The following is a 20,550-nucleotide window of genomic DNA, read 5'->3' as shown; positions in this document are numbered from 1 at the left end:
AGCCCCCGCCCCGCCTTGCCTGTTCCAGCCCCGATCAGAACATGCTTGCATGGTGCCGGCCCCCTTCCCCGGGCGCGGCGCCGCCGGCGGGATCGGTGCCGGGCCGGGTGGGGTCCGCTGGTCTGTCACCGCTTTCGTTTGCCTGGAGGATAGACGCGACGTGCAGAAGTTCCCCATGACCGCCGAAGGTCTCGCCCGGCTGGAGGAGGAACTCCGTCAGCTCAAGGCCGAAGAGCGCCCCGCCGTCATCCGCGCCATCGCGGAAGCGCGGGCGCATGGCGACCTGTCGGAGAATGCGGAGTACCACGCGGCGCGCGAGAAGCAGTCCTTCATCGAAGGCCGCATCGCCGAACTGGAATCCGTGATTCCCTCCGCGGAAGTCATCGATACCTCGAAGCTCACCGGCAACCAGGTGCGTTTCGGCGCGCATGTGACGGTGGTGGATGAGGAGACGGACGGGGAGAAGACCTACCGGATCGTCGGCCAGCATGAGGCCGACATGAAGAAGGGCACCATCTCCATCTCCTCGCCGCTCGCCAAGGCGCTGATCGGCAAGAAGGTCGGTGACAGCGTGGAAGTCCCGGCCCCCGGCGGCGCCCGGGTGTATGAGATCGCGAGCGTCCGCTTCGTCTGAGGGTCTTCGCATGTCGCCCGTCCGCGCGCTCGCCCCGGTGATGGAAGCCGCTCCCTCCCCCTCCATCACCCTGGCGGATGTGCGGGCGGCGGCGGCGCGGATCGCCGGCGCGGTCATCCGCACGCCAACGATCCGCTGCGACGCGCTGTCGCGCGCCACCGGCGCGACCATCCACCTGAAGCTCGACAATCTCCAGGCCACGGGCGCCTTCAAGGAACGGGGCGCGGCCAACCGCATCGCGCTGCTGACGGCGCGGGAGAGGGCGGCGGGTGTCATCGCCATGTCCGCCGGCAACCATGCCCAGGCCGTGGCGCGCCATGCCTCGCTCGCCGGCATCAACGCCACCATCGTCATGCCGCGCTTCACGCCGGCCACGAAGGTGACGCGGACGGAAGGCTGGGGCGCCAAGGTGGTCCTGCATGGGGAGACGCTGGCGGAAGCCGCGGCCCATGCGCATGAACTGGCGCTGCGCGATGGCCTGACCTTCGTCCACCCCTATGACGATCCCGGCGTGATCGCCGGCCAGGGCACCGCGGCGCTGGAGATGCTGGAGGATTTTCCCCAGCTGGACACCCTGGCCATCCCGGTCGGCGGTGGTGGCCTGCTGGCGGGCTGCGCCACCGCCGCGCTGGAACTGAAGCCCGGCATCCGGGTCTTCGGCGTGGAGGTCGAGGGCTATCCCGCCATGGCGCAGCGCCTGGCGGGCCAGCCCGTGGCGGTGGGCGGGCCGACCGTCGCGGAAGGCATCGCCGTGCGTGATGTCGGCGAAGTGCCCTATGCCATGCTGAAGCGCCTGGGCACCGAAATGCTGGTGGTGCCGGAACGCGCCGTCGAACAGGCCATCGCCATGCTGGCGGAAGGTGCCAAGCTGGTGGCGGAAGGTGCCGGCGCCGCGGGCCTCGCCGCCGTGCTGGCCTATCCCGAGCGTTTCGCGGGCAAGGCCGTCGGCATTCCCGTCTGCGGCGGCAACATCGATGCGCGGGCGCTGTCCAACGTCCTGCTGCGGCAGCTGCTGCGGGATGGCCGCATCCTGCGCCTGCATTTCGACATCCCGGACCGGCCAGGCATGCTGGCGGATATCGCGGCGCGCATCTCGGCCCTTGGCGGCAACGTCATCGAGGTGAACCACCAGCAGCTCTTCGGCGCGCCGACGGTGCAGTCCACGGAGCTCTACCTGATGGTGGAGGTGCGCGACGGCGCGCAGGGCAACGCCATCATCGCGGCGCTGCAGGCCGCCTCCTACGTCGTGCGGCGGGGCTGACGCGATGCGCGGGCACTGCACCTGCAGCCGCATCCGCTACGAGATCACGTCGAAGCCGCTTTTCGTGAATTGCTGCCATTGCCGCTGGTGCCAGCGGGAGACGGGGTCGGCCTTCGCCATCAACGCGATGATCGAGACCGACCGCATCGTCCTGACCGCCGATGCGCCGGAGCTGGTCGATACGCCATCGAACAGCGGTCGCGGCCAGAAGGTGATGCGCTGCCCGACCTGCCGCGTGGCGCTGTGGAGCCACTATCCCGGCGCCGGGCAGCGCTTCGCCTTCCTGCGGGTCGGCACGCTGGAAGACCCGGACGCCTGCCCGCCGGACATCCACATTTTCACCGATTCGAAGCAGCCCTGGGTGGTGCTGCCGGAAGGCGTGCCGGCGGTGCCCGAATACTACGACCGGGATCAGTACTGGCCGGCGGAGAGCCTGGCCCGGCGGCAGGCGGTGCTCGACGCGGCCTCCCTCAACGGGGGTTGACCCGCGACTCCCAGCTCGGCGGCGTGTAGCCGGACAGTACCCGGCATTCGCCGGCATAGCGGCTGCGCAGCGCCTCGCAGCGGCCCCGCACCTCGCCCGGCGTTGGGCGGCGGCGGGTCTCCGCCCAATCGGCCAGCGCCGCCAGGGCGGCCGGGTAGAGCGCGGCGGAGAGCTTGTTGTGCTCCCCGTCATCAACGAAGACCTGCGCCAGCAGATGCGCGGTGCCCGCGGCCTCCAGCGTGGCGCGGTAGGCCGCCGCATGTTCCACGAAGACGGTGCTGTCCGCGATGCCATGCAGGGTCAGCACGGGGATGGCGATGGCCCCGGTGGGGTCGCCATCCCGCGCCAGCTTCGCCCGCGCATCGGGGTCGGGCGTGATGCGCGGCACGCGGGCGTTGAAGGCCGCGTCGTCGCTGGTGCCGCTGTAGCGCACCCCCGCATTCCCGAAGGCGCTGCGCCCCTCCATCATCCGCCAGGCGATATCGGCGAAGACCGTGGTGGCCCAGGCCAGATGCCCCGGGATGGCCCATTCGGTGATGCGGCTGGCCGCCACCAGGTCGCCCAGCGCCTGGCGCTGCGCCGGCGTCCGCGCCTCCGGCGCCAGGTCGGCGCCGGTGCAGGCGAGGTAGCGGGCCATCAGCGCCTCGCGCTCCATCACCTGGCCCCGCGCCAGGCCGAGCGTCACGGGGTATTGCGGCTCCTCCGGCGCGGGATGGGTGCCGCAGACCGCCTGGAAGGCGGCGCGGAGGTCCACCCGCATGTCATAGGCCCGTGTCGGCCCGGCCAGCACGGCGGAGGTGAGCAGCGCCGCCTGCCAGGGGCGGCGGCCTTCCGCGTCAGGCTCGTTCAGCGTCTCGATCGCGCGGGCCGCCACGGCCCCGCCCCAGGACTGGCCATGCAGCACGGACAGGCGCGGACGGCCGAAGGCGGCTTCCGCCGCGCGGGTGGCGGCCAGCGTGTCCTCCCCCGCGCGGCGCAGGCCGAAACCCTCCCGACGGCGGCTGGTGGAGGCCCAGGCCCAGCCCTCCGCCAGGAATTCCTGGTAGCGGATCAGGTCCTCATCCGTCGTGTCGCGGGCGGGCGGCGCCATGCGGGGGCCGCCGAAGATGTGGGTGACAAGCCCGCCATGCCAGTTGGCGGGGCGGGCCAGCAGCAGCCAGGCGCCATTGGCGTCCCGGCCGCGCAGGCAGGTGGTGCCGGCGGGCAGGCCTGGCGGGCAGTCGGCGGGGCTGACCTCCGCCGCCGCGAACCCGGGCAGCAGCAGCGCGAGCGCGACAGACGCGCGGCGCAGCCAGGTCACCCGGCGGCGCCTTCCCGGTCGATCGGCACGCCGGTCACGTCCTTGGCCGTGTGGATGGTCTGCAGGGTCTGCACCCGCAGCACATTGGGCGCGCCGGTCAGGCGGGAGGTCAGCTGGTTCTCATGCGCCGTGTCGCGGGCCACGAGTCGCAGCATGAAGTCGCCGCCGCCGCGGATCATGTGGCATTCGCGCACCTCCGGCCATTCGCAGACCATCGCCTCGAAGGCCTGGAGCACGGCCTGCTTCTGCGTCTCCAGCCCCACCAGGGCGAAGAAGGTGATCTCCCACCCCAGCACATGCGGGTCGAGGTCCGCGTGGTAGCCGCGGATCACGCCCTGTTCCTCCAGCCGCCGCACGCGGCGAAGGCAGGGGGGGGCGGAAAGGCCGACGCGCCGCGCCAGTTCCACATTGGTCATCCGGCCATCGCCTTGCAGTTCCGCCAGGATGTGGCGGTCGACCTGGTCGATGTCCTGGGCAGCGGAGTCCGGCATGGTGGGGCGGAATGTCCTGTTTCGGGCTGTCGGCGCAATATCCTTGCGGGAAACCGTGTCGGCAAGATGGCTGATGAGGGGGAGGTTGAGCATTCGGTCGCGGGCGCCGATATCCCTGCCCCGAGACCCCCGACCGCAACGGATTCCCTGCCCGTGTCCCAGACCATCAAGACCCGCCTGCTGATCCTCGGCGCAGGCCCCGCCGGCTACACCGCCGCGATCTATGCCGCCCGCGCCGGGCTGGAGCCGCTGGTGGTCGCCGGGATGCAGCCGGGCGGGCAGCTGACCATCACGACGGATGTCGAGAATTTTCCTGGGTTTGCCGGCCCCATCCAGGGGCCATGGCTGATGGAGCAGATGCAGGCGCAGGCGCTGCATGTCGGCGCCCGGATCGAGCAGGACGTGATCGTCTCCGTCGACCTCTCCCGCCGCCCCTTCCGCTGCATCGGCGACAGCGGCGTGACCTATGTGGCGGAGGCGCTGGTGATCGCGACCGGCGCGCAGGCCCGCTGGCTCGGCATCCCCGGGGAGAAGGAGCTGTCGGGCTTCGGCGTCTCCGCCTGCGCCACCTGCGACGGCTTCTTCTACCGCGGCAAGGATGTGGCCGTGGTGGGCGGCGGCAATTCGGCGACGGAGGAGGCGCTCTACCTCTCCAACCTCGCCCGGCACGTGACGCTGATCCACCGCCGCGACTCGCTGCGCAGCGAGAAGATCCTGCAGCAGCGTCTCTTCGCCAAGGCGAACATCACCTGCGTCTGGGACACGGCGGTGGAGAGCGTGCTGGCCGATCCGTCCGGCCGCGTGCCCGTCGCGCGCGGATTGGCGCTGCGGAACCTGAAGACCGGGGCGACGTCGGAGTTGGCGGTGCACGGCGTCTTCGTCGCGATCGGGCATGACCCCGCGACCGCGCTGTTCAAGGGCCAGCTCGGCATGGACCAGGATGGCTACATCGTCACGAAGCCCGGGACCACGCAGACCAGCATCGCCGGCATCTTCGCGGCCGGGGATGTGCAGGACCGCATCTACCGCCAGGCCGTCACCGCGGCCGGCACGGGCTGCATGGCGGCGCTGGAGGCGGAGAAGTTCCTGGCCCATGTGCCGGCCGATGCGCCTGCCCTCGCCGCCTGGGATTGAGGCGGCCCTGGCCGCCGGGGATTGAAGGGCGGCCCTGGCCGCCGGGGATTGAGGCCCGCTTTCGCCCGATCTGACGGCTGGATGGAAAAAACCTGTCGCGGAAGTCAGGCTGAGCCTACTCAAGCGCCATCATTGCATGGCAGCCTGCCCACCGAATCGAGAGCTTGGGAGAACGCGCGGGCATGCCGCTGGACTGGGACAAGCTGCGGGTCTTCCACGCCGTCGCCGAGGCCGGGTCCTTCACCCATGCCGGCGAGACGCTGAACCTCTCGCAATCCGCCGTCTCGCGCCAGATCCAGGCGCTGGAGGAGGCCCTGCAGGTCCCGCTGTTCCATCGCCACGCGCGGGGCCTGATCCTGACCGAGCAGGGGGAGACCCTGAACCGCGCGGTGCGGGAGGTCTTCGCCAAGCTGGCGATGACCGAGGCGCTGCTGACCGAGAGCCGGGAACGGCCGACCGGGCGCCTCAAGGTCACGACCACGACGGGCTTCGGCAGCGTGTGGCTGGCGCCGCGGCTGCGGCGCTTCATGGCCATGCACCCGGACGTGACGCTGACGGTGCTGCTGGACGATGCGGACCTCGACCTCGCGATGCGGGAAGCCGATGTCGCCATCCGCATGCACCCGCCGCGGCAGCCGGACCTGATCCAGCGGAACCTCGGCACCTTCGGCTGGCGGGTCTGCGGCGCGCCGGACTACCTGAAGACGGCCGGGATGCCGCAACGGGCCGAGGACCTGGATGCCCATCGCATGATCGTCTATGGCGACTACCGCCCGCCGGTGGAGAGCGTGAACTGGCTGAGCGAGGCGGGGCGCCGCCCAGGCTCCTCCCGCCGTGCGGTGCTGGAGATGAACTCCCTGCCCGGCATCCTGGCCGCGGTGCGCAGCGGCCTCGGCCTGGCCGCCCTGCCCGACTACATGGGGGAGGAGCTGGACGGGCTGGTCCATGTGCTGCCGGAGCTGAAGGCACCGCGGATCGAGGCCTACTTCGTCTATCCGGAGGAGCTGCGCCATTCCAAGCGCGTCGCGGTGTTCCGCGACTTCCTGGTGGCGGAGCTCGCTTCCCCATCCCGGATCAACGGCGCGGCCTGAGCCTTTCCGCCGCATGGGACGGGGGCGCCATGGCGGAGAAAAATTCCGCGGACTGAGATAACTCATCGGTATTTTTCCAATCGCGCAGGCCTCCCGCTTACCCATGCGTCCTGCGCATGTCGGCTACCGCCAATTCATCAATCCTCCATACCGCAGCGCAGCACTATGTTCCGGGTGTGCCGGCGGCGACGCTGGCTCAGGGTCACTCGGGACACTTTCCCGAACCCCTTCGTCTCCCAGACGTGAAGCCTCCCTGTTTGACTAGGCCGCTACCCCCAGGGGTTGGCGGCCTTTTTTTTGGCCCACCGCCCGGCTTGGTCCGGGCCCGTGCCGGGGATAGGCTTCCCCCAATCAATCGTTGAGGAAGCCGCCATGACGCCGCCCGATCGCCTGCGCGCCCTGCTCGCCAAGCCAGGCCTGCTCACCATGCCCGCGGTGTGGGACGGGATTTCCGCGCGCCTCGCCTCCGAAGCCGGGTTCGAGACGGCCTTCCTCTCGGGTTCCTGCGTCGCCGCCAGCCGGCTCGGCGGCCCGGACCTCGACCTCATCTCCTTCGGGGAGATGTTCGACAGCTTCACCATGGTCCGCAACGCGGCGCCGAAGACGCTGATCCTGGCCGATGGCGACCATGGCTACGGCAACGCCATGAACGTGCAGCGCACCGTCAGCGCCTATGGCCGCGCCGGCGCCGCCGCCGTGCTGATCGAGGACAAGGTGACGCCCCGCGCCCTGACCGCCGCCGGCAAGCCCTGCATCCCGCGGGAGGAAGCGCGCATGAAGATCCGCGCCGCCGTCCAGGCCGCGAAGGAAAGCGGCATCCTGATCTGCGCCCGCACGGATTGCCGCCCGACGCGCGGCATCGACGAAGCCGTGGCGCGGATCGAGATGTATGTGGAGGAAGGCGCCGACATCCTCTTCCTCGACAGCCCGGCGGATGAGACCGAGATCCGTCGTGCGGTGGAGGCATCGAAGGGCCGGCCGCATTTCGCCGTGCTCTCGCCCGGCGGCACGCGGATCATCCCGGACCGCAACCTGGCGGAGCAGCTCGGCCTGAAGATCGGCACCTACCCGACCGCGATGCTGTCCCCCGCCATCGCCGGCATCCAGTCGGGCCTGGCCGCCCTCAAGGCCGGCAAGGCCGCGAGCGACCTGGCCCTGCCGCCGGCCGTGCACAACGCGACGCTGGGCTACGGCACCTATGACGAGGCCGCGAAGCCCTTCATCGTTCCGGCATAGGGTCGAGCAGCGGCAGCGCCGGGGCCACGCCCTGGCGCCGCCGCGCATGGCCGCGGCGGGCGGCGGCGGCGCGCAGCCGGAGCAATTCGTCGAGCATCCGGTCCATGGTCCGCCACAGCGGTTCGTCGCCGCGGCGTTCCGCCATGACCAGGCGATGCGCGTCCAGCGTCACGTTCAGCGTGCCGCGCGTCGTCTCCGGCCGGGGCGATCGCATCTGCACCAGCGCCTTCTCCACCTCCTCCAGCTTCACGCCGAAGCGGGCGGCGATGGCCTCGGGCGCCATGCCCTGGCGGCGGAGCGACCGCGCCCGCGTCGCGGCGGCGGGGTCGAGTGCGATGGCGGGGCGCAGCGCCGCCGTGCGGTGCGACATCTCCCCCGATCCGGACCCCGGCGGCTTCCCCTTGAACGCCATGGCGCGCCTCACGCGGTGTTGCGGGGCAAGACGCGGCGGCCCGCCGCGGGTTCCCCCAGCCGGCCTTCGGCCGGGTTCCCCCAGCCGGCCTTCGGCCGGGTTCCCCCAGCCGGCCTTCGGCCGGGTTCCCTCAGCCGGCCTTCGGCCTTTGGCGGCCATCGGGGTTGCGCACGCGCGCCCACAGCCCCCGCAGCGCCACGCCCAGGCGCCCGGCGCGGGCGATGTTGTCGGGCGCGCGGGAGAAGAGCAGCGCGATGATGCGCAGGCGCGCCACCGGATCGACCTGCCAGGTGATGCCGACCACGCCGGGCGCGCCCTGCCGCACCACCACCCCGCGCACCGGCCCGGCTTCGGGCAGCACGAGGTCCACGACGGCGCCGGCGGCGGGGGCCGCGGCAGGGTCGCCATAGCGCAGCCGCGCGCCGCTCACGGAACAATCCTCGACCACCAGGCCCGGCAGGCGCCAGAAGACGTCGAAGCGCTCCTCCCCCCGCGGCCGCGGCAATTCGCAGCAGACGAGGAGGCACACAAGCGCCAGCACGATGGCGATGGAAGCCCAGACGATGTTCATCACATCCTCCGCCGCCACCTCCACCGGGTTGTCGGGCCCGATCAGGGACCAGGCGATGCCGGCGAGGTTGGCGGCCAGGATGGCGCCGAAGCCCAGCGCGAAGCCACGGTTGAAGGTCATCGCCGTGCGGGACCTGCCCTTGGCCGTGACCTTGAAGGGCCGCCCGAAGGGACGGAGCGCGGCGGCCACCAGCGACATCGTCACCGGCAGCGCGGCGACCGCGTGGGAGACCTCCGTGAACAGGGGCAGCGAACGGCCGCCGGAGATCCAGGCGCTGTGGACCCAGAAGCAGGCGAGCGCCGGCACCCCGTAGGTGACGAAGTCCACATGGTCCGCCTGGAAGGCCGGCACGCCGAAGACCCAGTAGATGGCCGGGCCGATCAGCAGCAGCAGCAGGAAGGGCTTGGACAGCCAGTGCAGCAGGCCGTGCAGGTAGTGCAGCCGCTGGCCCAGCGTGTAGCCGCGCCCGACGAAGGGCCCGTCCCGCAGCAGCGCCACCTGGATGGTGCCGAGGCACCATCGCGCGCGCTGGGTGCAGTATTCCGCCATGTCCTCCGCCGACAGGCCGATCGACAGGCGTTCGTTCAGCCAGCGGGTCTCGAAACCCCGGCGGAGCAGCGAATAGGTGAGGTAGATGTCCTCGCTGACCGCGCCTTCGGGAAAGCCGCCCATGCGGTCGAGCAGGTCGCGCCGCACGATGAAGCCGGTGCCGACGCAGAAGGCGCAGCCCCAGGCATCCTTGGCCGGCTGGAACAGGTCGAAGAAGACGCGCTGGTCATCCACCCAGGACCCGGCGATGCCGAGGTTGTGCTGGATGGGATCCGGGTTGAAGTAGAATTGCGGCGTCTGCACCACGCCGACCTTGGGATCGAGGAACAGCCCCACCATCCGCTTCAGCATCTGCCGCTGCGGCGCGAAATCCGCGTCCAGCACCAGGATCAGCGGCGCCTTCGTGGTCGCCGCCGTCTGCCGGTAGCCGCTGTTGAGGTTGCCGGCCTTGGCGCCCTTGTTGTCGGGCCGCGTCAGGTAGCTGGCGCCCACTTCCTCGCAGTATTCGCGCAGCCAGGCGCGGCGGGTATCGTCCAGCACCCAGACGGTGAAGCGGTCGCGCGGGTAGTCGAGGGCCAGGGCGGAGACGATCGCCTTCTCCAGCACCTCCAGCTTCTCATTGTAGGTGCAGATGAAGATGTCGACGGCCGGCCAGTCGCCGCGCGCTTCCAGCAGCGCCTCCGCCGCATTGGCCTGGGCGCGGACACGCTCGGCGGAGCAGCGCGTCATGATCAGCGCGGCGCCCAGCGTATAGGCGATGGAGATGGTCTCGAAGACCAGGAAGAACCGCGCCCAGAGCGGTTCGAATGCGATGTCGAAGGCGGGCAGCGTCTGGGTGATGCGCCAATGCAGATAGATCAGGATGGGCAGCATGGCGCAGCCCGTGAACAGCAGGCGGTCGAAGGGCCGGGCGCGGTTCAGCAGCAGCGCCAGCAGCAGCGCCGCCAGGGCAAAGCCGGCACCCCAGGACAGCGCGGCCTGCAGGTCCCAGGGCGCGCCGCCGATCAACGGGTTGAGGCGTCCTGCGCCGGCGATGCTTCCGCGCGGCCGAAGATCATCGCCACCAGGCCGCGCGTCCAGCGCCAGGCGGTGGAGGTGGCGTCGCTGAAGAAGCTGCCATCCACCTCCACGCTGACCCAGCGGCCGATGTCGCAGGGAACGGTGGGCGCAAGCCGGCTTTCATAGCCGCGCGACCAGCGCCGCGGCGACCGGTCGTCGAATTCGACCAGGACGTACATCTCCCGCCGCTCCATCGGCGGGAAGGGAACCGCGTAGCCGGTATCCACGCGGTCCGTGGTGCGCGGCAGCACCTGCACCACGACGCCGTGGCGCGTCTCCTGCCAGCCATCGGCCTCGATCCGCACACGGGTGCCGAGGCCGAGCCGATGCGCCTGGCGGACGGAGAAGATGGCGACGACGAAGGCGCGGCCGCATTCGACGGTGCCCGCGATGGTGTCGCCCGCCGCCAGGCGCTGGCCAGGGCTGGCGAAGGCCCGGAGGATGTGGCCGCCATTGGAGGAGACGGCCTGCGCGGCGCGCTGCTGGTTGAAGCGCTCCTCCTCCACCCGCGTCTGCGCTTCCAGGCTGGCCAGGCTGCTGGCGAGCTGCTGGCGTTCCACCTTCATGCGGTTGATCTCGAGGATGGTGTCCCGCCGCCTTTCCACCAGCGCGCCCAGCGCGCCCTGGCCGTCCCCGACATAGCTGCCGGTCTCCACCGCGATATGCTCGGCGACGCGGCGCGCCAGCGTGGCCTCGGCGGCGATCAGTTCCTCCCGCGCGCCACGCTCCCGCATCTGGGCGATGCGGAAGACGGTTTCCGTGACCACGCCCCGCTCGAACAGGATGCGCTGGCGGTTGGCCAGCGCCGCCTGCTCCGCGGCGGCGGCGGCGGCGGCGGCGACCTTGGCGCGGGCCTCGCGCTCCCCCTCCTGCGCCATGCGGAGGGCATGGGCGCGGTGGGTGGACAGGGCGGCTTCCAGCGTCACCACCCAGGATTCCGCGATGGCCAGCCGCTGCTCCAGCCCCGACAGCGCGACGCGCGTGCCGGCGGTCTGGTTCTGCAGGCCGATCAGGGTGGAGCGGTCGAGCCGTTCGTTGCGCAGATGCGCCAGCACCTGGCCGGGCCCCACGGCTTCCCCCGGCTGGGCCAGCAGGCGGTCGAGTTCGCCATCGATCGGCGCCGTGACCAGGGCGATGGGCGCGTTGACTACGGCGCGGGTGGAGGTGTCGGACAGGATCGGCGGCAGGGTGGCCAGCAGCAGGCTGCCCGCCAGCATGATGGCGCCGGAATAGGTGACGGCGCGCAGCGTCCAGGCCGGCCAATGGGCCCGCAATTCGGCCAGGCTCGGCGGATCGAGCCGATGCAGCAGCGCCTCCGCGGCATCGCGCCAGGGGCGGGGATGGGGGGCGGGCGGTTCCGGCGCGGGCGGGGCGGCGGCCGGTCCGTGCAGGGCGGTGTCCGGCGACCCGGCATCCGGGCGGGGCGGCGCATCGCCGAAGCCGGGGGTGGCGGCCTCATCCAGGAAGATGGGCTGCGGCGCAGCGGGACTCGGCCGGGGCGCGACCGGTTCATGCCGGCGGCCGGGCCCGGGCCGGTCGCCAGCCGGCGCGGCGGTCTCCCAGGGAAAGCGTGCGGCGGCGGCGGCGGAGCCAGGACGTGTCGGATCACGCCCCGGCGCGGCATCACCCGCGGCCGACGTGACGTCCGTGCCTGCCGGCCGCGCGGCTTTGCGCGGGTAGCCCCACATCCGCATGCGGGGTTTGGCCCCCTCGGCGCGCCAGGACCCCGTGCCATCACGGCGGCCCCCGAACGCGGCATAAATTTTGAGACAGCGCCTAGCGAATTGGCGCACCCCTTCGTACTAAATTCACATCCGCGTCAAAACAAGCGATCTGCGGTTGCAGAGACCCGGCGATCTACTCGCCTCGCAACGCAGCGCCCGCCGCGATCGGCGCCAGGGGGGCCGCCAGGGCCAGCAGGGCGCCCAGCAGCAGCAGGTAGGGGCGTGCGGCCATGTCGGCGGCGGCGGCCTCGATGGCGGCGGCGCCGAAGATGACGGCGGGGATGGACAGCGGCAGGACGAGAAGGGGCAGCAGCACGCCCCCCCGCCGGGCGCCGAGCGTCAGCGCCGCGCCGGCCACGCCGAAGAGGGACAGGATGGCGGTGGCCAGCCCCAGCGCCACCATGGCCGTGCCCCAGGCCTCCACCGGCAGGTTCAGCATGGCGGCCGCCACCGGCGTCGCCGCCAGCAGGGGCAGGCCCGTCACCACCCAATGCCCCGCCGCCTTGGCCGCGGCCAGCAGCGCCGGCGGCAGGCCGGACAGCAGCAGTTGGTCGAGCGACCCGTCCTCCGCCTCCGCCCCGAACAGCCGGTCAAGCGGCAGCAGCGCGGCGAGCAGCGCCGCCGCCAGCAGGGCGCCGGGCGCGATGCGGGCCAGGATCTGCGGCTCCGGCCCGATGCCGAAGGGGAAGAGCGCGCAGACCAGGACGAAGAACAGCACCGCCGCCAGCGCATCCCCGGGGTGGCGCAGCGCCAGGCGCACCTCCCGCCCCAGCACGGCCATGAAGCCCTTCACAGGCGCAGCTCCTGCGCGCCGGGCAGGGGCAGCGGCAGATGCGTCGCCGCCAGCACCGCGCCGCCGGCCGCGCGATGGGCCGCCAGCAGCACGCCCAGCCTTTCGACGGAGGCCGTATCGAGCCCGACCGTCGGTTCGTCCAGCAGCCACAAGGCCGCCGGCGCCAGCGCGAGCCTGGCCAGGGCGAGGCGTCGCTTCTGGCCGGAGGACAGCACCCGCGCCGGCAGTTCCGCCAGCTCCGCCAGCCCCACCGCCTCCAGCGCCGCCTCCACATCGCCGCCCCAGAGCCGGGCAAAGAAGGACAGATTCTCCCGCGCGCTGAGGGAGGGCTTCAGCGCGTCCTGGTGGCTGAGGTAGCGGAGCCTGGCGGCATGGGCGACGCGATCCGCCAGCGCATCCTGCCCCTGCCAGAGCAGCTCGCCCTCCGCGAGAGGCACGAGACCCGCGAGCAACCGGAGGAGGGATGACTTGCCCGCGCCATTGGCGCCCACCAGCAGCAGCGCGCCGCCAGGGGGCAGCGTGAAGGACAGGCCGGCGAAGACCGCGCGTTCCCCCCGCCAGCAGGCGAGGTCCCGACCTTCCAGCATTCACCCCCCTCGAACCGGGTCCATAAGCCCGCCCGACCGGATGGACCGGCCCCCTTCCCTGTGGTTTAAGCCCAATGCTGCGGTCGCGAAAGCGCCGCGGGCGAAACCGCGCCTGGGTCGGCGGAAGGCGCCCCGTTTCCGGGGTCGCACCGGTCCCGGTGCCACGACGGGGATAACCGGACCATGCGGATGATCGGGCAGGACAGCCTGAAGACCCGCCGTACCCTCACGGTGGACGGCAAGGACTACAACTACTTCAGCCTGCCCGAGGCGGCGGCCAAGATCGGCGACGTCACGCGCCTTCCCTACAGCCTCAAGGTGCTGCTGGAGAACGTGCTGCGCTTCGAGGATGGCCGCAGCTACACGGTGGATGACGCCAAGGCCGTCGCCGGCTGGCTTGAGAAGGGCAGCTCCACCAAGGAGGTCCCCTTCCGCCCGGCGCGCATCCTGCTGCAGGATTTCACCGGCGTGCCGGCGGTGGTGGACCTCGCCGCGATGCGCGATGCGCTCAGCACCCTCGGCGGCGATCCGCGCAAGGTTAACCCGCTGGTACCGGTCGATCTCGTCATTGACCATTCCGTCATGGTCGACGTCTCCGGCACCAAGGATTCTCTCCAGAAGAACGTGGACATCGAGTTCGAGCGGAACGGGGAGCGCTACGAATTCCTCCGCTGGGGCCAGTCCGCCTTCGCGAATTTCCGCGTGGTGCCGCCGGGCACCGGCATCTGCCACCAGGTGAACCTGGAATACCTGGCGCAGGTGGTCTGGACGTCGCAGGACGGGCCGGACACCTACGCCTTCCCGGATAGCTGCTACGGCACCGACAGCCACACGACGATGGTCAACGGCCTCGGCGTGCTCGGCTGGGGCGTCGGCGGGATCGAGGCCGAGGCCGCGATGCTCGGCCAGCCCATCGCCATGCTCATCCCCGATGTCATCGGCTTCAAGCTGGTCGGTGAATTGAAGGAAGGCATCACCGCCACCGACCTGGTGCTGACGGTGACGCAGATGCTCCGCAAGAAGGGCGTCGTCGGCAAGTTCGTGGAGTTCTACGGCTCGGGCCTCGATGTCCTGCCGCTGGCCGACCGCGCGACGATCGGCAACATGGCCCCGGAATACGGCGCCACCTGCGGCTTCTTCCCGGTGGACAAGACCACCATCGACTACCTGCGCATCTCCGGCCGCGACGAACACCGCATCGCGCTGACCGAGGCGTACGCGAAGGCACAGGGCATGTGGCGCGACGCCACGACGCCCGACCCGGTCTTCACGGATACGATGGAACTCGACCTGTCGACGGTCGAACCCTCCATGGCCGGCCCGAAGCGGCCGCAGGACCGCGTGGCGCTGTCCAACATCGCCTCCTCCTTCTCCAAGGACCTGGCGGCGGGCACGATGGGCGTGCCGGGCGACAAGGCCGATCTGCGCGTTCCGGTGGAAGGCAGCAACTATGACCTCGGCCACGGCGATGTCGTGATCGCGGCCATCACGAGCTGCACCAACACCTCCAACCCCTATGTCCTCGTCGCCGCCGGCCTCGTGGCCCGCAAGGCGCGGGCCAAGGGCCTGAAGCCGAAGCCCTGGGTGAAGACCTCGCTGGCGCCCGGCTCCCAGGTGGTGACGGAGTATCTGGACAAGGCCGGCCTCTCCGCCGACCTCGATGCGCTCGGCTTCCAGACGGTCGGCTATGGCTGCACGACCTGCATCGGCAATTCCGGCCCGCTGGCGGAGCCGATCGTGGATGCGGTGGAGAACAACAAGCTGGTGGTCGCCAGCGTGCTGTCCGGCAACCGCAACTTCGAAGGTCGCGTGCATGCCAATGTCCGCGCCAACTACCTGGCCTCGCCCCCGCTGGTCGTGGCCTATGCGCTGGCCGGCACGGTGAAGCTGAACCTGACGACCGACCCGATCGGCACCGGCAGCGACGGCCAGCCCGTGTTCCTGAAGGACATCTGGCCGACGACGCAGGAGGTGAACGACACCGTCCACGCCGTCGTCACCCGCAAGATGTTCATGGAACGCTACGGCGACGTCTTCAAGGGACCGGCGCAGTGGCAGGCCATCCGCGTCGATGCGGACAGCGACACCTACCGTTGGAACAGCGGGTCTACCTACGTCCAGAACCCGCCCTACTTCACGGGCATGACGATGGATGTGGCGGACATCAAGTCCGTGCACGGCGCGCGCATCCTGGCGAGCCTGGGTGACAGCATCACCACCGACCACATCTCCCCGGCCGGCTCCATCAAGAAGGCGTCCCCCGCGGGCGACTACCTGCTGGAACACCAGGTCCGCCAGGCCGACTTCAACAGCTACGGCGCCCGCCGCGGCAACCATGAAGTCATGATGCGCGGCACCTTCGCCAATATCCGCATCAAGAACGAACTGGCGCCGGGCACCGAGGGTGGCGTGACCAAGCACCACCCCTCGGGCGAGGTGATGCCGATCTACGACGCCGCCATGAAGTACCAGAAGGAAGGCGTGCCGCTGGTTATCTTCGGCGGCAAGGAATACGGCACGGGTTCGTCCCGCGACTGGGCGGCCAAGGGCACCTTCCTGCTGGGCGCCAAGGCCGTGATCGCGGAGAGCTTCGAGCGCATCCACCGCTCCAACCTGGTCGGCATGGGCGTGCTGCCGCTGGTCTTCAAGAATGGCGAGGACCGCAAGTCCCTCGGCATCACCGGCGCGGAGACGATCGACCTGCTGGGGATCGAGGCCCTGTCGCCGCGCATGGACGTGACGATGGTGATCCATCGCCCGGACGGCACGACGCACAGCACGACGCTGATGTGCCGCGTCGATACGGCGGATGAGGTCGAGTACTACAAGAACGGCGGCATCCTGCACTACGTGCTGCGCGGCATGGCCAAGGCGGCCTGATTCCCCGCGGCGACGCCTTCGGCGTTGCCGTGGGGGCCCCGGTTTGGCGCTGATCCTCGACGGTCGGCGCCGCCTGCCGCGGCAAAGCCGCGGCAGGGCATCGGGGGGCTCCCAGGGGTCAGGGCACAGGCAGGGTTCGCCGGTGCCACGAAGCTGGAAGGGGCGCGGTCCGCAAGGGCCACGCCCCTTTCGCGTCCGGCGGCACATCGCCATCTGCGTTGACACCGCCAGCCCGGCTTCGGGACAGTGGCGGCGGAGGAGGGCGCGATGCCGAGCCTGACCGTGGAATTGACCGAACCCCTCGCCCGCTTCGTCGAGGAAGCGGTGGCGCGGGGCGACTATCCCGACGCCAGCGCCGCCTTGCGCGACGCCCTCTTCGTCCTGCGCCAGGAGAACCAGGTGCATGGGGAGAAGCTGGCGATCCTGCGCCGGGAAGTCCGGCGTGGCGCCATCGAGGCTGATGCGGGGCAGTTCTCCGACCTCACGGTCGAGGACATCGCCCGGCAGGTCCGCGCGGAAGCCGAACGCATCGCGTGACCGTGCCCGGCTACCGGCTTGCCCCGGGGGCGGCCGAGGATCTGCGCGCCATCCTGGCCCATACCCTGCGCCACTTCGGCACCATCCAGCACGACAGCCATGCCGCCCTGATCCACCGGGCCGCTCTTCTGGTCGCAGCGGAGCCTGACCGGATCGGCAGCGTCGATCGCCGTGACATCGCCGAGGGGCTCCGCGCCTACCCCCTCTGGATCGCCGCCCGCCGGCGCGGCGCCTCCCCCCACATCCTGTTCTACACGCGGGAGGGCGACGGCATCGCGATCCTCCGCATCCTCCACGCCGGCATGGACCCCACGCAGCACCTTCCGTCCTGACTGGGCGAACCAAACCCTGCGGCATCCGTTCCGGCCGTCATGCGCATCGCCGTCGTGATCAACTCCGCCTCCGGCTCCGCCCTCGGCCGCGACCAGATCGCGGCCGAGGTGGCCGGCCATCTGGAGGCCGCGGGCCTCGACGCCGTCCTCATCCCCGATCATCCGGAGGGGCTGCTCGCCCGCCTTGATGATGCCGTCTCCCGCGGGGCCGATGCCGTGGTCGTCGGTGGCGGCGACGGCACCATCGCGGCCGCCGCGGCGCGACTCATGGGCGGGCCGGCCGCGCTCGGCATCCTGCCGCTCGGCACCATGAACATGCTCGCCAAGGACCTCGGCATCCCCATGGACCTCGGCCAGGCGGCGGCGGCGCTGGCGCAGGGCACGATCCGCAGGATCGATGTCGCGGCGGTGAACGGGCATGTCTTCCTCTGCTCCTCCGTCATCGGTTCGCCGTCCTGGCTCGGCCGGCATCGGGAGAAGCACCGGGGCCGCGCCTCGCTCCGCACGCGGGTCGCCTTCGCGCTGGCCGCGCTGCGGTCCGGCTGGCACCACCGGCCGATGCGGCTCAGCGTCTCGCTGGATGGCGGGCGCGGCGTGCGGTTGTGGACCCGGGCGCTTTCGGTGGCGAACAACCGCTACGCCGAGGGCTTCGGCCAGGTGATGGCGAAGCCGCGGCTGGATGCGGGGGAACTCGGCCTCTATGTCGCGCGGCGCTACGGCGCCTGGTGGTGGGTGCGGCTGACGCTGGGCATGGCGCTCGGCACCTGGCGCGGCGACAGGCTGGTGCATGAACGCGCCGCCCGCGAAGTCACCATCCACACGCCCCGCACCGCGCTCCGGGTGATGAATGACGGGGAGGCCGTGCTGCTGCCACCCCCGCTGATCTACCGCACCCATCCCGGCGCGCTGCGCGTCATCGCGCCGCGGCCCGCCCCCGCCACCGTCGATGCGCCCGTGGCCGACGCCGTGCCCCCCGGCGCCGCGCTCGCCTGACCATGGCCCGCTGCATCGCCCATCTCTCCGACCTGCATTTCGGGGCGGAGGACCCCGCCGTGGTCGCCGCGCTGGCGGCCGACCTGTCGCTGAACCCGCCGGACCTGCTGGCGATTTCCGGCGACCTGACGCAGCAGGCGCGGCATCGGGAGTTCATCGCGGCGATGACCTTCCTCCGCGCCATCCCCGTGCCGATGCTGGCCGTGCCCGGCAACCACGACATGACACCATACGACATCATCGAGCGCTTCACCGACCCCTATGGCCGCTGGCGCCGCCATGTCGCGCCGGAGACGGAGCCGGTCTTCACCGACGCGGAGATCGCGGTGGTGGGGCTGAACACCGCGCGGCGCGGCGGCCTCTCCCTCAACTGGGCGCGCGGGCGCGTCTCCCGCTCCCGCCTCGCGCGGGCGGAGGCGAAGCTGGCGGCGCTGCCCGACGGGCTGTTCCGCATCGTCGTCGCGCACCACCCCTTCGTCGCCCCGGCCCTGGCACCGGCGGCGCGCCTGGTCGGCAATGCGGCGCCGGCGCTGGAGGCCTTCGCGCGGCAGGGCGTGGGGCTGGTGCTGACGGGGCACCTTCACCTCGGCGACATCCGGCCGATGGCGGAAGGCGGCATGCTGCTGGTGCAGGCGGCGACGGCGACCTCCACGCGCCTGCGCGGCACGCCGAACGCCTATAACCGCATCATCGTGGAGGATGGCCGGGCGCGGGTCCTCATCCGGGCCTGGGATGGCAGCGCCTGGCGGGACTCGCCCGCCCCCCTCACCGCCTGAGCGCGCGGCCGAGCGCGAGGGAGGCCGGGATGGCCGCCAGGCTGAGCGCCGCCATGCCCCAGAAGCCCAGCCCCCCCAGCGCCGCATAGGCCGGGCCGCAGGCCAGGGTGACGAGCATCATCCACAGCCCGACGCCCAGCGCCGCATGCAGCGTCTGCGCCGTCGCGGCCTCCGCCGGCGGCACCACCCGCGCCAGCACGGCCATGGCGGCCAGGTGCTGCATGCCGAAGGTGGCGGCATGCAGCATTTGGGCGGGAAAGAGGAACAGCGGGTCCACCGTGGCGGCCGTGATGGCCCAGCGCAGCACGCCGGCGCCGGCGGCGACGAGGGACAGGCCGGTCGGCCCCAGCCGCGCGACGATGCCGCGGCCCCAGAGGAACAGCGCGACCTCCGCCACCACCCCGGTGGCCCAGAGCGCGCCGATCAGCCCGGGCCCCAGCCCCGCCGCCTGCCAGTGCAGCGTGCCGAAGGCGTAGTACATCGCGTGGCTGGCCTGGATCAGGGCGGAGACCGCGAGCAGCCGCCGGAAGGCCCGGATGCGCAGCGGCGCCAGGAACCCCGCCCAGCCCCGCGCGGCGCGGGACGCCCCGGCCGGTGGCCGCGGCAGCAGCAGCGCCGCCACGGCGGTGCCGGCCAGGCACAGCACCAGCACCACCACCGCGCCCTGAATCCCCGCCAGCGCCACCGCCTGCCCGCCCGCCAGCGCGGCCAGGATGAAGGCGATGCTGCCGGCGGCGCGGACACGGGCGTAGTCGAAGCCCGGCTTCCCGCGCGCCGCGGTGACCGCCACGGCATCCGTCAGCGGCACGATCGGCGCGATGGCCGCGCTGTGCACGGCCTGCACCAGGAGCAGGGCGAGAAATCCCGCCGGCAGCAGGAACCCGCAGGCCGCCAGCGCGGAGATCGCCGCCGAGGCCGCCAGCACCGCCGGCGCATTGCCGATGGCATCCGCGATCCGTCCGCCGAGCGGCCCCGCCACCAGCCGCACGGCAGACCCCACGGCCAGCACCACCGCCACCTGTTCCGCCGACAGCCCATGCCCGGCCAGCACCGCCGGCAGGAAGGGCAGGATGACGCCCACCGCGGCGAATTGCGTGGCGAAGACCAGGGCATGGCGGGCGGCGAGGGTCACGGCGCGCACCCTGACCGCTGCGCGTCAGCGGCGGAAGAGGGCTGGCGCGAAAGGGGGTCAGGCCGCTTCCCGCAGGGTGACAACCTGCGGCCGTCGCGCCGGCGTTGCCGGCAGGGGCCGCCGGGGCGCGACAGGCGGCTCCAGGCTGGATTCCAGGGCGAAGGCGGCGATGCCGGCCAGGATCGCCAGCGCCGCGACCGCCACGGCCAGCATGGTCAGCGCCAGGCGTTCGGCTTCGGCCATCGGGGCTGGGTCGGGCAAGTCCGACGGCATGATGCCGGCGGCAACCCAGGCGATGGCCAGCGACAGCGCGCCGACGGCCAGGCCGATGAGCCACGGAATCCGCCGCGGCAGGGCTGCCGGGCTTCGCGGGTCGGACATGCAGGGCCTCCTGCCCCAGCTGGCACGGCGGGGGGACCGGCCAGGCCCCCACCCTCCCGCAGGAAGATTGACGCTTCGTTGCCAACCCCGCCGGAGCCCCTACCTCGGCCCAATCCGGCCCCAAAGGTTGCCAAGCCCGCGGCGGCGTGCCACCCGTCACCTCCCCCACGGACCATGCCGACCAACCAGATGT

20 protein-coding genes are annotated in these 20,550 nt (G+C 71.7%); 11 read left to right on the top strand and 9 right to left on the bottom strand.

Going from position 1 to position 20,550, the window contains the following annotated elements; translation table 11 throughout:
• Positions 1-160: 160 nt before the first annotated feature.
• From greA to BM041_RS04915, 3 genes are read left to right on the top strand one after another with little or no spacing between them, the layout of a single operon-like run.
• Positions 161-634, top strand: a complete 474-nt coding sequence (greA, locus tag BM041_RS04925; RefSeq protein WP_092956253.1) for a transcription elongation factor GreA — start codon at positions 161-163, stop codon at positions 632-634.
• Between the two features lie 10 nt (positions 635-644).
• Complete coding sequence (locus BM041_RS04920; RefSeq protein WP_245761928.1) at positions 645-1,895, top strand: threonine ammonia-lyase; 1,251 nt, start codon at positions 645-647, stop codon at positions 1,893-1,895.
• A 4-nt stretch (positions 1,896-1,899) separates the two neighbouring features.
• Complete coding sequence (locus BM041_RS04915) at positions 1,900-2,379, top strand: GFA family protein (protein WP_092956250.1); 480 nt, start codon at positions 1,900-1,902, stop codon at positions 2,377-2,379.
• Here the strand turns inward: BM041_RS04915 and BM041_RS04910 are convergent.
• Both BM041_RS04910 and BM041_RS04905 read right to left on the bottom strand, forming a co-directional pair.
• Positions 2,366-3,679, bottom strand: coding sequence for a hypothetical protein (locus tag BM041_RS04910; RefSeq protein ID WP_092956247.1), 1,314 nt, complete (start codon positions 3,677-3,679; stop codon positions 2,366-2,368). The two genes, BM041_RS04915 and BM041_RS04910, sit on opposite strands and share 14 nt — an antisense overlap.
• Positions 3,676-4,170, bottom strand: a complete 495-nt coding sequence (locus BM041_RS04905) for an Lrp/AsnC family transcriptional regulator (protein WP_092956244.1) — start codon at positions 4,168-4,170, stop codon at positions 3,676-3,678. Before BM041_RS04905 ends, BM041_RS04910 begins: the two co-directional genes overlap by 4 nt.
• 153 nt (positions 4,171-4,323) lie before the next feature.
• On the opposite strand from BM041_RS04905, the gene trxB reads away from it, so the two are divergent.
• From trxB to BM041_RS04890, 3 genes are all read left to right on the top strand, one after another.
• Entirely contained in the window at positions 4,324-5,304 is a 981-nt protein-coding gene (gene trxB / locus BM041_RS04900; RefSeq protein WP_245761927.1) for a thioredoxin-disulfide reductase, read from the top strand.
• A 182-nt stretch (positions 5,305-5,486) separates the two neighbouring features.
• Entirely contained in the window at positions 5,487-6,395 is a 909-nt protein-coding gene (locus tag BM041_RS04895) for a LysR family transcriptional regulator (RefSeq protein ID WP_175533742.1), read from the top strand.
• A gap of 372 nt (positions 6,396-6,767) precedes the next feature.
• On the top strand, positions 6,768-7,631 hold the full coding sequence (locus BM041_RS04890) for an isocitrate lyase/PEP mutase family protein (protein WP_092956239.1): 864 nt from the start codon (positions 6,768-6,770) through the stop codon (positions 7,629-7,631).
• On the opposite strand, the gene BM041_RS04885 is transcribed toward BM041_RS04890, so the two are convergent.
• From BM041_RS04885 to ccmA, 5 genes are all read right to left on the bottom strand, one after another.
• The gene (locus BM041_RS04885; protein ID WP_092956236.1) at positions 7,615-8,001 is read right to left on the bottom strand and encodes a hypothetical protein; all 387 of its coding nucleotides are present in this window, start codon (positions 7,999-8,001) and stop codon (positions 7,615-7,617) included. The two genes, BM041_RS04890 and BM041_RS04885, sit on opposite strands and share 17 nt — an antisense overlap.
• A 172-nt stretch (positions 8,002-8,173) precedes the next feature.
• Entirely contained in the window at positions 8,174-10,171 is a 1,998-nt protein-coding gene (locus tag BM041_RS04880) for a glycosyltransferase family 2 protein (protein ID WP_217648612.1), read from the bottom strand.
• Positions 10,168-11,916 (bottom strand): HlyD family efflux transporter periplasmic adaptor subunit, encoded by a 1,749-nt coding sequence (locus BM041_RS04875; protein ID WP_139225955.1) that lies wholly within the window; start codon positions 11,914-11,916, stop codon positions 10,168-10,170. Before BM041_RS04875 ends, BM041_RS04880 begins: the two co-directional genes overlap by 4 nt.
• 163 nt (positions 11,917-12,079) lie before the next feature.
• Positions 12,080-12,727: a heme exporter protein CcmB gene (ccmB, locus tag BM041_RS04870; protein WP_092957500.1), complete on the bottom strand. Its 648-nt coding sequence runs from the start codon at positions 12,725-12,727 to the stop codon at positions 12,080-12,082.
• 8 nt (positions 12,728-12,735) lie between these two features.
• Positions 12,736-13,326, bottom strand: coding sequence for a heme ABC exporter ATP-binding protein CcmA (gene ccmA, locus BM041_RS04865; protein WP_092956230.1), 591 nt, complete (start codon positions 13,324-13,326; stop codon positions 12,736-12,738).
• A gap of 183 nt (positions 13,327-13,509) precedes the next feature.
• Here ccmA and acnA point away from each other — a divergent pair, with 183 nt between their 5' ends.
• The 5 genes from acnA (at position 13,510) to BM041_RS04840 (ending at position 18,844) form a co-directional block, all read left to right on the top strand.
• Positions 13,510-16,206, top strand: a complete 2,697-nt coding sequence (gene acnA / locus BM041_RS04860) for an aconitate hydratase AcnA (protein ID WP_092956227.1) — start codon at positions 13,510-13,512, stop codon at positions 16,204-16,206.
• Positions 16,207-16,473: 267 nt separating this feature from the next.
• Entirely contained in the window at positions 16,474-16,743 is a 270-nt protein-coding gene (locus tag BM041_RS04855) for a ribbon-helix-helix domain-containing protein (RefSeq protein ID WP_092956224.1), read from the top strand.
• Positions 16,740-17,075, top strand: coding sequence for a type II toxin-antitoxin system RelE/ParE family toxin (locus BM041_RS04850; RefSeq protein WP_092956221.1), 336 nt, complete (start codon positions 16,740-16,742; stop codon positions 17,073-17,075). The genes BM041_RS04855 and BM041_RS04850 overlap by 4 nt, the downstream gene beginning before the upstream one ends.
• 39 nt (positions 17,076-17,114) lie before the next feature.
• The gene (locus BM041_RS04845) at positions 17,115-18,068 is read left to right on the top strand and encodes a diacylglycerol/lipid kinase family protein (protein ID WP_092956218.1); all 954 of its coding nucleotides are present in this window, start codon (positions 17,115-17,117) and stop codon (positions 18,066-18,068) included.
• Positions 18,069-18,070: 2 nt separating this feature from the next.
• Positions 18,071-18,844: a metallophosphoesterase family protein gene (locus BM041_RS04840; RefSeq protein ID WP_245761926.1), complete on the top strand. Its 774-nt coding sequence runs from the start codon at positions 18,071-18,073 to the stop codon at positions 18,842-18,844.
• On the opposite strand, the gene BM041_RS04835 is transcribed toward BM041_RS04840, so the two are convergent.
• The gene (locus BM041_RS04835) at positions 18,834-19,976 is read right to left on the bottom strand and encodes an MFS transporter (protein WP_175533741.1); all 1,143 of its coding nucleotides are present in this window, start codon (positions 19,974-19,976) and stop codon (positions 18,834-18,836) included. The two genes, BM041_RS04840 and BM041_RS04835, sit on opposite strands and share 11 nt — an antisense overlap.
• A 57-nt stretch (positions 19,977-20,033) precedes the next feature.
• Positions 20,034-20,357 (bottom strand): hypothetical protein, encoded by a 324-nt coding sequence (locus tag BM041_RS04830; RefSeq protein ID WP_092956209.1) that lies wholly within the window; start codon positions 20,355-20,357, stop codon positions 20,034-20,036.
• Positions 20,358-20,550 lie beyond the last annotated feature (193 nt).

Source organism: Falsiroseomonas stagni DSM 19981, assembly GCF_900114315.1.
Classification (GTDB): Bacteria; Pseudomonadota; Alphaproteobacteria; order Acetobacterales; family Acetobacteraceae; genus Falsiroseomonas; species Falsiroseomonas stagni.
This window is presented reverse-complemented; position numbering and strand designations above follow the sequence as displayed.